Source organism: Nicoliella sp. ESL1106 (assembly GCF_058509965.1).
The window spans coordinates 780,137-792,152 of sequence record NZ_CP196340.1 but is presented as its reverse complement, the minus strand read 5'-3'; the positions used below and the strand labels follow the sequence as shown (position 1 = coordinate 792,152).

At 35.3% G+C, this 12,016-nt stretch carries 14 protein-coding genes; 4 read left to right on the top strand and 10 right to left on the bottom strand.

The annotated features are described in order from the left end of the window. Positions 1-4: 4 nt before the first annotated feature. Positions 5-802 carry a recombination regulator RecX gene (recX, locus tag ACSVI6_RS03295; RefSeq protein WP_491720462.1) on the bottom strand — a complete coding sequence of 266 codons (798 nt, stop codon included), beginning with the start codon at positions 800-802 and terminating at the stop codon, positions 5-7. Positions 803-879: 77 nt separating this feature from the next. Between recX and ACSVI6_RS03290 the strand changes: the two genes are divergently transcribed. Then, a complete protein-coding gene (locus tag ACSVI6_RS03290; protein ID WP_491720946.1) occupies positions 880-1,329 on the top strand; it encodes a flavodoxin in 450 nt (149 codons plus the stop codon). A gap of 18 nt (positions 1,330-1,347) precedes the next feature. Here ACSVI6_RS03290 and ACSVI6_RS03285 read toward each other — a convergent pair whose 3' ends face one another. Continuing rightward, on the bottom strand, positions 1,348-2,220 hold the full coding sequence (locus ACSVI6_RS03285; protein WP_491716072.1) for a YihY/virulence factor BrkB family protein: 873 nt from the start codon (positions 2,218-2,220) through the stop codon (positions 1,348-1,350). After that, the gene (gene wecB, locus ACSVI6_RS03280; RefSeq protein WP_491716071.1) at positions 2,213-3,346 is read right to left on the bottom strand and encodes a non-hydrolyzing UDP-N-acetylglucosamine 2-epimerase; all 1,134 of its coding nucleotides are present in this window, start codon (positions 3,344-3,346) and stop codon (positions 2,213-2,215) included. Before wecB ends, ACSVI6_RS03285 begins: the two co-directional genes overlap by 8 nt. Before the next feature lie 156 nt (positions 3,347-3,502). Here wecB and ACSVI6_RS03275 point away from each other — a divergent pair, with 156 nt between their 5' ends. From ACSVI6_RS03275 to rbsU, 3 genes are all read left to right on the top strand, one after another. Continuing rightward, on the top strand, positions 3,503-4,441 hold the full coding sequence (locus tag ACSVI6_RS03275; protein WP_491716070.1) for a glycosyltransferase family 2 protein: 939 nt from the start codon (positions 3,503-3,505) through the stop codon (positions 4,439-4,441). A 2-nt stretch (positions 4,442-4,443) separates the two neighbouring features. Continuing rightward, positions 4,444-4,878 carry a GtrA family protein gene (locus ACSVI6_RS03270; RefSeq protein ID WP_491720461.1) on the top strand — a complete coding sequence of 145 codons (435 nt, stop codon included), beginning with the start codon at positions 4,444-4,446 and terminating at the stop codon, positions 4,876-4,878. A gap of 64 nt (positions 4,879-4,942) precedes the next feature. Beyond that, the gene (gene rbsU, locus ACSVI6_RS03265) at positions 4,943-5,821 is read left to right on the top strand and encodes a ribose/proton symporter RbsU (protein ID WP_491720460.1); all 879 of its coding nucleotides are present in this window, start codon (positions 4,943-4,945) and stop codon (positions 5,819-5,821) included. Positions 5,822-6,041: 220 nt separating this feature from the next. Here the strand turns inward: rbsU and ACSVI6_RS03260 are convergent, their stop codons facing one another. The 7 genes from ACSVI6_RS03260 to ACSVI6_RS03230 all read right to left on the bottom strand — a co-directional run bounded on the left by ACSVI6_RS03260 (position 6,042) and on the right by ACSVI6_RS03230 (position 11,977). Next, positions 6,042-6,761 carry a winged helix-turn-helix transcriptional regulator gene (locus tag ACSVI6_RS03260; protein WP_491719443.1) on the bottom strand — a complete coding sequence of 240 codons (720 nt, stop codon included), beginning with the start codon at positions 6,759-6,761 and terminating at the stop codon, positions 6,042-6,044. A 55-nt stretch (positions 6,762-6,816) separates the two neighbouring features. Next, positions 6,817-7,581 carry a phosphate signaling complex protein PhoU gene (phoU, locus tag ACSVI6_RS03255; RefSeq protein ID WP_491716066.1) on the bottom strand — a complete coding sequence of 255 codons (765 nt, stop codon included), beginning with the start codon at positions 7,579-7,581 and terminating at the stop codon, positions 6,817-6,819. A 12-nt stretch (positions 7,582-7,593) separates the two neighbouring features. Next, positions 7,594-8,358 (bottom strand): phosphate ABC transporter ATP-binding protein PstB, encoded by a 765-nt coding sequence (gene pstB, locus ACSVI6_RS03250; RefSeq protein ID WP_491716065.1) that lies wholly within the window; start codon positions 8,356-8,358, stop codon positions 7,594-7,596. 15 nt (positions 8,359-8,373) lie between these two features. Next, positions 8,374-9,174, bottom strand: coding sequence for a phosphate ABC transporter ATP-binding protein PstB (gene pstB, locus ACSVI6_RS03245; RefSeq protein ID WP_491716064.1), 801 nt, complete (start codon positions 9,172-9,174; stop codon positions 8,374-8,376). Between the two features lie 20 nt (positions 9,175-9,194). Next, positions 9,195-10,082, bottom strand: a complete 888-nt coding sequence (gene pstA / locus ACSVI6_RS03240) for a phosphate ABC transporter permease PstA (RefSeq protein WP_491716063.1) — start codon at positions 10,080-10,082, stop codon at positions 9,195-9,197. Continuing rightward, a complete protein-coding gene (gene pstC, locus ACSVI6_RS03235; protein ID WP_491716062.1) occupies positions 10,082-11,005 on the bottom strand; it encodes a phosphate ABC transporter permease subunit PstC in 924 nt (307 codons plus the stop codon). The genes pstA and pstC overlap by 1 nt, the downstream gene beginning before the upstream one ends. 87 nt (positions 11,006-11,092) lie before the next feature. After that, complete coding sequence (locus ACSVI6_RS03230) at positions 11,093-11,977, bottom strand: phosphate ABC transporter substrate-binding protein PstS family protein (RefSeq protein WP_491717287.1); 885 nt, start codon at positions 11,975-11,977, stop codon at positions 11,093-11,095. Between the last annotated feature and the right edge of the window lie 39 nt (positions 11,978-12,016).

The following is a 12,016-nucleotide window of genomic DNA, read 5'->3' as shown; positions in this document are numbered from 1 at the left end:
TCCTTTAACTTAATTGATTATCAATTAATCTATCAATATCATCAATTTGAAATCCTTTTCGATATAAAAATTGCTTAATTTTAAATTTTTTATCTTGAGGACTTAATCCTCGATAACGATGACAAACCTTTTGAAATTGTTTTTCTAATACTAAAGATTGATTATCTAAATCAGGCTTAAAATTGGCAGTTTGGATAATTTCACTAATCAGATCAAATGAATAGCCCTTTCTAGCTAAACCATTTTTTAGTTTCATCATTGCCTGTTTAAATGAATCGTTTCGATATCTTTTAAACATTTTTTGAGCTTGATGGAGGCCATTTGCTAATTGGTCTTCAAATGAATAATAATTTGATACCGCACTTTGAGCGATAACATCACTAATCCCCTTTTGCTTTAGGTGTTGGATAATTGAAACGGGCCCCTTATCCATAATCCGAACCTCACTGCGCACATAGCTGTTAGCATAGTTTTGATCGTTCAAAAGTAAGTTATCCTTTAATTTTTGAATAACTAATTCTATTATATCTGAATCATCGGTTTCAGTCTCTAATTTATTGATAACTTCACTTTCTGTCCTTAATTGACTAGCAATATAATTAATTGCTTTTTGATAAATCTTATCAACGTGTTCAGCTGCAACGAGCCGTTTTTCCAACGTCTCATCAATCTCCATATCCTTAACCAGCTGAAACTGAATTAAAACATTTTCACTAACTGGAAAAGCATAGTGACCATCAATGAAAACATTAAAACGCCCCTTTCTTTTTTGGGCGGTAATTTTAGTAATTTTGGATTGCATTCAAGCGGCCTCCTATTGTTTTTAATACTAATATACGCTAATATTTTAATTAAGAATTTACGAAGGGAAAGATTATTATAATGAAAGCACACGTTGTTTTTGCTACAATTACCGGAAATAATGAAGATGTTGCTGACATCGTCACTGAGGGCCTTGAAGACCTAGGGGTTGAAGTTATTGAAACAGAAATTTCTCAAACTGATGCTGCCGAATTTTTAAAAGCTGATATTTGTGTGGTTTGCCCATATACTTATGATGAAGGACACTTACCAGAAGAAGGACTCGACTTTTTTGACGACTTAAAAGAACTAGACTTAAATGGCAAGGTTTATGGAGTCGCTGGATCAGGAGATGAATACTACGAGGAATTTTATAACGTCGCAGTCGATTCATTTAGTGATGCATTCAAACAGGCAAATGCAACACAAGGGGCTGATAATGTTAAAATCAATCTTGAACCAGAGGGTGATGATATCAAAATCCTTGATCACTTTGCAGCCCAGCTAGTCAAATCTGCTAATCAATAATCATAAGTCACTGAACTATCATTGTTCTGTGACTTTTTTTATTCGCTCTTTTATAGATTTAGCCTTGATTTTACCCTCTTTTAGTTCCTGAATTGAAGCATTTACTACGGCGCCAAATAAAATTAATATTCCAATGAAGTATAACCAAAACATTAAAATAATAAACGTTCCTAAGGCCTTATAAGTTGAAAAGCCCTTCGAAAAGTAGGTTAAGTAAATTGAAAATCCTTGGGATAAAACTAAAATCCCAACCGTAACTACCAATGAACCAATCCAAACGTACCTAAACTTAGTGGATGCCGCTGGAATGACATAGTAAACAAACATCAATATTAAGAAAAGAATTCCTAACGAGACTGGAATCCTAACGTCGTCAATTAATTGATAGATGATTGTCGGCACCTTCAAAATCGATAAGATATACTTATTACCAAAACTGAAGAATACTAGCGTTACCGTAATTGCAACGAACATTAAGATCATCCACATAAACGAAAAAATTCTGGTGATTAACGCTCCGTGATTATTTTTAACCCCATATGCACTATCAAACGTCCGTTTTAAAGCAGCGGTTACCCGACTTGAGGACCAAATCGTAATGATAATTCCGACCGAAAGTTGTTTGCCCCCACCATTAAGGGCCGTGCTTATAATGGGACCCAGCGTTTGATTTACTTGAGGGGGCAGAAGTGGATGGAGATAATTTAAAATTGAACCACTATCAATTCCAGAAAAACTAAGAATACTACCAATAATAAATAATAATGGAAAAATTGATAACAATAAATAATAGGCAATTACAACTGCAGAATCAGAAACGTTAGCTGCTTGATAGTGATTAATAAATACGCTTACAATTCTTCTTAATTTAGTTGGTATACGATTAAGCATGATGTGTCACCCGCCCTAAATTAGCTTGAATTGCATCCAAAATCCTAGTTGATGCCTTACCATCCCCATAAGGGTTCTTAGCATCAGCCATCTTTTGATATGCAATCGGATCATCTAATAATAATTCAATCCCCTGTTTAATCAACTTGGTATTAGTCCCCACTAATTTAAGGGTACCAGCATCCACGCCTTCTGGTCTTTCAGTTTCATCCCGTAATACTAACACGGGTTTCCCTAATGATGGTGCTTCTTCTTGGACTCCACCTGAGTCAGTCATAATAAAATAACTTTTTGCAGCCATATTATGGAAGTCAACTACCCCCAGTGGTTCAATTAAATGAACTCGTGGATCCCCATCAAAACACTCATGAGCCACTTTTTGCACCACTGGACTTAAGTGCACTGGGTATACAACTTCGACATCTGGATGCTGATCTAATTCATCCTTAATCGCATTAAAAGTCCTCCGCATTGGTTCACCATGATTCTCACGCCGATGCATCGTTAACAAAATAATACGGTGTTTCGTATCAATCTTAGATAATACAGAATGTTTATAATTAGCACTTACAGTTTGTTCTAAGGCATCAATTGCAGTATTCCCAGTAACAAAAATATTTTGTGCGTCATGATGTTCCCTTAATAGATTATCCCGACTTAACTGGGTCGGTGCAAAATATAAATCCGCTAATACATCTGTCATTTGACGATTCATTTCCTCAGGATATGGAGAATACTTATCCCATGTGCGTAGCCCTGCTTCAACATGGCCAAGGGGAATTTGGTGATAAAAACTACTGACTGCTGCAGCAAAGGTCGTTGTTGTATCACCATGAACTAAAATAATATCAGGGGCAGTATCATCAATGATTGAATCCAACCCATTAATTACAGAAGTCGTAATTCCACTTAGGGTTTGATTTGGTTTCATTACATTCAAATCATAATCAGGTTTAATTTTAAAAACGCTTAGGACTTGGTCTAACATTTCACGATGCTGGGCTGATACAACGGTAATCGGTTTAAATTGCGCTGGTCGTTTTTTCATCGCTAGGATAATGGGAGCCATTTTAATTGCTTCTGGTCGAGTCCCAAAAATCGTCATTACTTTGATCGGGGTATTCATAATATAACCTCCACTAAATTTTATGCTTAACCTTAATTATAACAAAATATTTTATCATTGTAGATTTTGTAAAATATTAACCGATTACAATTTTTTATTTACCTAGTATGATAAAATGAAAAACAGTAAATTGATACACTTAAGGGAGTAATCAACATGGAATTAATCGGATTAATCGTACCTTGTTACAACGAAGAAGAGTCCATCAAACTATTCTTTGAGACAACGGATCAGGTTTTCCAAAAAATGAATCAAAAAAACAAACTATACGAACCCTACTATTTATTTATTGATGACGGCTCATCGGATAATACGTTAAATGAAATTAAAAACCTCCAAATTAACCATCCAGATACCGTTCATTATATTTCCTTTTCTAGGAATTTTGGTAAGGAATCAGCAATGGCAGCGGGGTTGCAAAATGTAAAGGGTAAATATATTGCGATTATGGATGTTGATTTGCAAGATCCACCTGCTTTATTACCCAAAATGCTAAAAATAATTAATACTGAGGACTACGATTGCATCGGCTGTGTTCAAAAATCAAGAAAACAAAATCCAATTAGAGCCTTTTTATCCTCTAGCTTTTATAAGGTAATCAATTGGATTTCTGCTGTTAATATTAAGCCCAACGTAAGGGACTATCGTTTAATGACCCGTCAATATGTCGACAGCGTCTTGAAATTAACAGAATATAATCGTTTTACGAAGGGAATTTTTAGTTGGGTCGGTTTTAAAACTAAATACCTGGAATACGATGGCGTCCCCAGAGCTGCTGGTAAAACCCATTGGTCAATGTATCAACTAATTAACTATTCACTAGAAGGAATCGTTGATTTTTCAGATGCACCGTTGAAGCTATCAACCTTTATCGGATTGTTTTCATGTTTTGTTTCAATTATGGGCCTTTTATTTGTGATCATTAGAGCGCTATTTTTTGGCGGATCAGTTGCTGGTTGGCCATCAATGGTATCCGTGATCCTATTAATTGGCGGCATTCAACTATTCTGTCTCGGTCTAGTTGGTAACTACATTGGTAAGATCTATTTAGAAACAAAGGATCGACCAAAATACATTGTGAAAGAAAAGAAGTAATTATGTTCAAAAAAATATATATTAAAAATAAAGAAGCAATTGACTACTTATTTTGGGGTGTATTAACAACTGTTTTAAACTACATTCTCTTTTTTATTCTAACTAAAGCACCGATTACTGGTGAACAAATTAATGGTTCTGAATTTTGGCTTAATTTTTACAATACCCTCGTCGGAATCATTTGTACCATTTTTGCCTTTGTTACTAATCGTAAGTTCGTTTTTCACTCTAAAAACTCTGGAATGAAAAACTACCTAAAAGAACTAGGGATATTCGTTCCAGGTCGATTTGGATCGATTATCATGGAAGATGTCATTATTTCAATTGGGCATGTCTATTTAGGGGTCTCCACACTAATCATGAAAGTAATTGGAGAAGTATTTGTAATTGTATTTAACTACGTTTGGTCTAAGTTTGCCGTTTTTAGAAAAAGATAGAATATTTTTTTAAATTAATGTAAAATAGATTAGTTAAATAATTTGTTGCTTAGGAGGAATGAATGTGAATACAGTTGCATTATTAATTGGATTGGGACCACTATTTGGGTGGGGATTATTTCCGACGATTGCATCTAAAATTGGTGGGAAGCCAAATAACCAAATTTTAGGAACTACGATTGGAACCCTGTGCTTAGCAATCCTATTTGCGGTAGTTAGACAATTGCAAATTCCAACAGGTGGTGCCTTTATTCTAGCAATGCTATCAGGGATTGGTTGGGATTTTGGTCAGGTATTAGCTTTCAAGTCGTATCAACTAATCGGTTCATCAAGAACGATGCCGATCACTACTGCTTTACAATTAATCGTAACATCGCTTTGGGGTGTCTTTGCATTAGGCAATTGGAGTACCATAAATCAAAAAATAATTGGTATTATCGCATTAATCGTTATTATTATTGGTGCAATTATGACTTCTTGGCAGGAAAAAAATGATAAGGCTGGTTCATCACAATTAGGTAAGGCAACCATCCTACTTATAATTGGGGTGTTCGGTTATTGGTCATATTCAGCAGCTCCCCAAGCCGCTCATATTGATGGGGTCCACGCCTTTTTACCACAAGCAATCGGAATGGTTATTGGTGCTGTTATCTACAACCTATTTACGATTAAAAAAGAAAATGTATTCAAAGAAAAAGTATCATACATGCAAATCTTTGCGGGATTTTTCTTTGGATTCGCTGCACTTACTTACTTAGTATCTGCTCAACCCGATATGAATGGTTTAGCAACTGGATTTGTGCTTTCGCAAACTTCGGTGATCGTAGCAACGATTACTGGAATCTTCTTCTTAAACCAAAGGAAAACTAATAAAGAAATGATCGTTACGGTAATTGGTTTAATTCTAATTCTAATCTCGGCTACTGTGACCGCATTTATATAAAACAAAAATAAAGCCCCCCATACGTTGAACAGAAAATGTTCAGTATATGGGGGCTTTATTTTGGCGAAATATAACAGAATTGTAATGATTTAGCGATGGTTAAATGCGTATAAACAATTTTACAAGGCAGCATATTAGAGGTAGAACAATGCCCTTTATTCATTCAATTTTCAATAAAAAAGAACGTCTCTCAGTGCCTGAAAGACGTTCTTTTTTATCTTTATTCAAATTGATATCCAAAACCACGAATGGTCTTTATTTTAGCCTCATCATTAGCTAACGTTTTTAACTTATCTCGTAAATGGCTAATATGCATATCAACAATTCTAGACGAAATGTAGGAAAATTCATCTTGCTCAGATCCCCACACTCCGTTGTATATTTTCTCTCGACTTAAAACCATTCCGCTATGGCGAATCAAATAGTTCATTAAGTAAAATTCTTTGGGGGTTAGCTTCATATTATCATCATAATACTGAACTTGAAAATGTTTTAAATCAACAGTGAAATGCTTGTACTTAATCAAATTAGTGTGTTTACTAGTTTTAGAATTGTCGCTATCATTGTTAATACGATTATAGACCCAATTACGCTGTTCAATTCTTAAAATAATGCCAATCCCTTCTTCTGGGTCGACAATATAATCATCAAAATGTGCCTCAAAAATTGCTTGCTCATGCTCAGCACTATACTTTTTCTCAATTGTAATCATTGGTCCATTAAAATTTTCACGAACTGATTTTAATGCTCGCAATGAATCCTTGAATGTTTTTGTCAAATCTAAATCCCAAACAATTCCAACAATTTTAGAGCTATTAAGATAGCTATCAATGTCTGAAATATTCGTAAAATTATTGATGAAAAAGCCACGACTATTACCAGCCGCATTGATTTTCATCGCTAATTTCAAATGATTTGTAACTAACAAAATCGTGTTCATTCTTCCACCCCAAAGTTAAATTAATTAAAAATGAATATTAAATCGTTTTTAATCATTACTTGGATGAACTATCTTCTGATTCCTTTGCTTCTTTTAAATTAGAATTATCAACCTCTTCTTTTTCGGTCTTTAATTCATTTTTGATTAAATCAGGTTCAATTTTTCCTGGATTTAATTCCACTAGCTTACCAGAATGATTATATACAACCCATTCGTCAAGATTGACAATGTGATCTCCGATTCTTTCAAGTAAACGAACAACTAATAAATAACTAGCTGCGGAAGGAATTTTCTTAGTATCCTTTTCAATTTCAGCAATAATTAAATTACGAGATTCAACAAAATATTTATCAATTGTTAGGTCATCTTGAGCAATCAATTTAGCTGCTGATTCATTTTCATGAAGGTAAGCATCAAGAGTTGCTTCAAGCATTTCTCTAATCTTTAAAGTCATCTTCGAAATAATATCGTCAACATCAGATAATTTTTGTTTTTTCTTCATCCGAAGGGTTTCTTGGGCAATTGAACTAGCGTGGTCACCAATTCTTTCCAAATCAGAACTTGCCTTTAAAATACAAATAATTTGTCTAAAGTAAGCCGCTACCGGTTGTTGTAAAGCAATTAAGTTCAATGCTTCCTTTTCAAGATCTACTTCTTCGGTGTTAACTTGAGAATCATCGTTAACAATTAACTTAGCTCTGGACTTATCGTGGTTCATGAAAGTAGTTGAGGCTTGATAAATTTGTTCACTAACGTTAATCCCCATGTTCATGAAAGTAGTTTGTAACTCTTTAAGTTCTTCTAAAAATTCGTCGTGCATTATATTTCCCCCTTATCCAAACTTACCATTAAGGTAATCATTGGTTTCCTTTTCCTTTGGATTAATGAAAATTTCTTTAGTAGGGCCAGCTTCAACTAGATTTCCATCTAGTAAGAATGCAGTTTGATCCGAGATACGAGATGCTTGCTGCATATTATGAGTAACAATAATAATAGTATAGTCCTCTTTAATCTTTAGTAAAGTATTTTCAATCGCATAACTAGAGATAGGATCAAGCGCACTGGTTGGTTCATCTAAAAGAATAATTTCAGGTTTAACAGCTAATACCCGTGCAATACAAATTCTTTGTTGTTGACCACCAGAGAATGATAGTGCACTATCATTTAAATTATCCTTTACTTCATCCCAAACAGCAGCTTTTTTCAAGCTGTCCTCTACAATTTTGTCCATTTCATCCTTAGAAACTTTACTCCGTCCTGCTAATTTTACACCATAAGCAACGTTTTCGTAAACAGAAAATGGAAAAGGATTGGGTTGTTGAAACACCATTCCAACTTTTTTTCTTAATTCGGTAATATCAACATCTGGTGCATAGATGTCTTTGGTATCTAACTTAATACTACCAGTAACGGTTACATCTGGAAGCAAATCGTTAATTCGATTTAAACATCTTAAATAAGTTGATTTTCCAGAACCAGATGGTCCAATCAAAGCAGTAATTTCATTCTTTTTAAAATCTAAATTTACTCCATGCAAAGCCTCTTTTTCTCCGTAATAGAGGCGAACATTTTCTGATGTGATAATTTTATCTGTCATTGTGCTACCCCCATTTTAACCGAAGTTACCAGAAATATAATCTTCAGTTGCTTTAACGTGTGGATTAGTAAATATTCTTTCAGTCTTATCGAATTCAAGCGCATGGCCTAAATGGAAGAATGAAGTATAGTCACTGATCCGAGAAGCTTGTTGCATATTGTGAGTCACAATGATGATCGTATAATCCTTCTTCAATTGATTCAAAGTGTTTTCAATATTTTTAGTTGAAATTGGATCCAATGCACTCGCAGGTTCATCCATTAACAAGATGTCTGGCTTCATTGCAATCGCTCTTGCAATACATAGTCTTTGAGCTTGACCACCAGAAAGGGAAAGCGCACTTTTATCAAGACGATCCTTAACTTCATCCCAAAGCGATGCGCCCTTTAAACTTTCCTCGACTCGCTTATCTAATTCGGACTTATCCTTAAGACCATGTTGTTTTAAAGCAAATGTAATGTTTTCACGAATTGATTTAGCAAATGGGTTTGGTCTTTGGAATACCATTCCAATATGGCTTCTAACCTCATAAACGTTAACATCTGAGGTATTGATATCCATACCCCGATAAAGGATTTGCCCAGTCACACGTGCAACGTCGTCATTCATTCGATTTAAACACCTTAAATAAGTGGACTTCCCAGAACCGGAAGCACCGATCAAAGCGGTAATTTTATTTCTAGAAAATGATAAATTCCCATCATGAAAAGCATGGTTATCACCATAATAAACTTGAATATCTTTGGTTACTAACGCTTTTTCCTCATCGAAAGAAGCGAAGTAGGTATCATTAAAATCATAGTTTTTAAAAGCCACAATTATTTCTCCTTCACAGATTACTTACTAGCAGTCATTTTATCATAGAGTCGCTTACCAATGTAGTGAGCACCTAAGTTAAAAATCAAGATAACAATAATCAAGACCGCAGAAGAGCCACTTGAAATTTGAGCAGCATCAGGAGTAACCCCTTCTGTATTAACTTTCCAAATGTGAACAGCTAATGTTTCAGCTGGCCGCATTGGATTTAAGAAACTAGCAGTATCAAATGGATTAAAATCTGTATAGCTAATTACTGGAGCACTTTCACCAGCGGTATAAATTAAAGCAGCAGCTTCACCAAACACCCGTCCAGCACTAAGAATGATCCCAGTAATAATTCCAGGGATGGCAATTGGGAAAATAATTCCAGTGATGGTTTTCCATCTTGAAAGGCCTAGTGATGCACCAGCTTGTCTTTGTAAGTCAGGAACGGATTCTAATGATTCTTGGATACTTCTAGTTAATAAAGGTAAATTGAAGAACGTTAATGCAATTGCACCAGATAGAATTGAGAAACCTAATTGGAATTCAATAACAAAAAGCAAGTAACAGAATAAACCAACAATGATTGAAGGTAGCGAACTTAATACTTCAATTGATGTTTGAATCAAGTTTGTAAACCAATTCTTAGGTGCGTATTCAGCTAAGTAAATCCCTGAACCTAACGCAATTGGAAATGAAATAATCAAGGTTAAGATCAATAGGTAAATGGAATTAAATAATTGGTCTCTAATTCCCCCACCAGCAGAAAATGATTGTGAAACAGAGGTTAAGAAATGCCATGAAATATGAGGCACTCCAGTAATCAAGATAAAACCGATCAGTAAAGCTAAGATGACAACAACGACTGCTACTAATAAGTAAATAACAGCGTCTGCAATTTTATTGGCAATTTTCGGATTCATTATTTATTCAAGTCTCCCTTCGAACCAACGAATTTAACGGCGATGTTAAATACAAGTGACATTAGTAATAGGATTAATGCTAATGACCAAAGGGCATTATTTGGTAATGATCCCATAACAGTATTACCAATTCCAGTAGTTAATTGACTAGTCAAAGTTGCGGCTGGAGTTAACAAACTCTTTGGCATTAAGGTAGCATTACCAATAACCATTTGAACGGCTAAGGCTTCACCAAACGCCCGTGCCATCCCAAAAATAATCGCAGTTAAGATTCCTGGTGTTGCAGCTCTTAAAATCACTTTGTAAATTGTTTGCCAACGAGTTGCTCCTAAGGCAAGTGATGCTTCAAGGTAGTAACGTGGCACAGCCTTTAAGCTATCAACAGTCAGAGAAGTAATGGTTGGTAATACCATTACAAATAACACAATGGTTCCTGATAGAATCCCAAAACCAGTTCCGCCATAGATTCCACGAATGAAAGGAACGACTAAGGTTAAACCAATGTAACCATAAACAACTGATGGAATTCCGACCAATAATTCAATGATTGCTTGTAGGAACCCTTTTCCATGTTTAGGAGCAATGATCGTCATAAATAACGAAACCGCAATCGCAAATGGAGTCGCAACTAATGCTGATAAAACCGTAACTGCAAAAGATGTAACAATCATTGGGAGAGCCCCTACTTCAGGATTACCATGGGCATCTACTTGGCCTGGACTCCAGTTAGTTCCTGAAAGAAACGACCATAAATTTACATTGTTTTTAGTAAAAGTAGACATCCCGAATGAAATAATAAAATACAAAACCAATAAAACTAAAAGCATAATTGCAACAATACAAGTATAACTGATGACCTTACCAACCGTTTCTTGTTTCGTTTCCTTAGAAGGCTTCATCAACTTTGCTTTGATTTGATCCATTTAATCTAATCCCCCGTAAAATAGAAAGAACTGGATAGCGGTACTAAACGTACTCCTCCAGTCCCTCTATTAATAAATTGTTTTTAATTACTTGTTAGTAACTTTGTTGTCAGCATCCTTAGTAACCTTCATGTTTGAGATACTGATGTAACCAAGTTTCTTAACTAATCCGTTTTGAACCTTGTCAGATTGGATGTACTTGATGAACTTTTCAGCTTCCTTGTTTGGAGTAGCTGGAGTGTACATGTGTTCGTATGACCAGATCTTCCACTTGTTAGTTTCAACGTTTTCATCAGTTGGCTTAACATTGTCAATTGAAAGTGCTTGTAACTTGTCATTTAAGAATGAGAATGCAAGGTAACTAACAGCACCAGGAGTTGTTGAAACGATCTTTTGAACAGTACCATTTGAGTCTTGTTCTTGAGCCTTAACAGCAGTTGCGCCACCTAGAACAGCTTGTTCGAATGTAGCACGAGTACCACTACCCTTAGCACGGTTAACAACGCTAATCTTTTCGTCCTTACCACCAACTTGTTTCCAGTTAGTGATCTTACCAGTAAAGATTTGCTTTAATTGATCCATGGTAACGTTCTTAACGCCGGCATCCTTGTTAACAACTGGAGCCATACCAACAACTGCAACTTGGTGATCCTTTAATTCGCTAGCCTTAATACCTGATTGCTTTTCAGCAAAAATATCAGAATTACCAATTTGAACAGCCTTTTGTTGTACTTGGCTTAAACCAGTACCTGAACCACCACCTTGAACGGTGATACTTGCACCTGAATTAGCACTTTGGAAATCAGTAGCTGCTTGTTCTACAAGTGGTTGTAAAGCAGTTGAACCAACAGCAGTAATTTTGGTACTTGAACTTGATGAACTAGAACCACTGTTTGATGACTTGCTTCCACATCCTGCAAGTAATACACCAGATACACCTAAAATTGTTACAAATGATAACGCTTTTTTCATACTAAGCATTAAAAGAGCCTCCCTGAAAGTCCTTTATTT

Excerpts from the sequence above, each read along its gene's own strand:
- ACSVI6_RS03285 (WP_491716072.1), bottom strand. The coding sequence starts at position 2,220 with ATGCTTAATCGTATACCAACTAAATTAAGAAGAATTGTAAGCGTATTT.
- pstC (WP_491716062.1), bottom strand. The coding sequence starts at position 11,005 with ATGGATCAAATCAAAGCAAAGTTGATGAAGCCTTCTAAGGAAACGAAA.
- recX (WP_491720462.1), bottom strand. The coding sequence starts at position 802 with ATGCAATCCAAAATTACTAAAATTACCGCCCAAAAAAGAAAGGGGCGT.
- ACSVI6_RS03270 (WP_491720461.1), top strand. The coding sequence starts at position 4,444 with ATGTTCAAAAAAATATATATTAAAAATAAAGAAGCAATTGACTACTTA.
- ACSVI6_RS03260 (WP_491719443.1), bottom strand. The coding sequence starts at position 6,761 with ATGAACACGATTTTGTTAGTTACAAATCATTTGAAATTAGCGATGAAA.
- pstA (WP_491716063.1), bottom strand. The coding sequence starts at position 10,082 with ATGAATCCGAAAATTGCCAATAAAATTGCAGACGCTGTTATTTACTTA.
- ACSVI6_RS03275 (WP_491716070.1), top strand. The coding sequence starts at position 3,503 with ATGGAATTAATCGGATTAATCGTACCTTGTTACAACGAAGAAGAGTCC.
- pstB (WP_491716065.1), bottom strand. The coding sequence starts at position 8,358 with ATGACAGATAAAATTATCACATCAGAAAATGTTCGCCTCTATTACGGA.
- wecB (WP_491716071.1), bottom strand. The coding sequence starts at position 3,346 with ATGAATACCCCGATCAAAGTAATGACGATTTTTGGGACTCGACCAGAA.
- ACSVI6_RS03230 (WP_491717287.1), bottom strand. The coding sequence starts at position 11,977 with ATGAAAAAAGCGTTATCATTTGTAACAATTTTAGGTGTATCTGGTGTA.
- phoU (WP_491716066.1), bottom strand. The coding sequence starts at position 7,581 with ATGCACGACGAATTTTTAGAAGAACTTAAAGAGTTACAAACTACTTTC.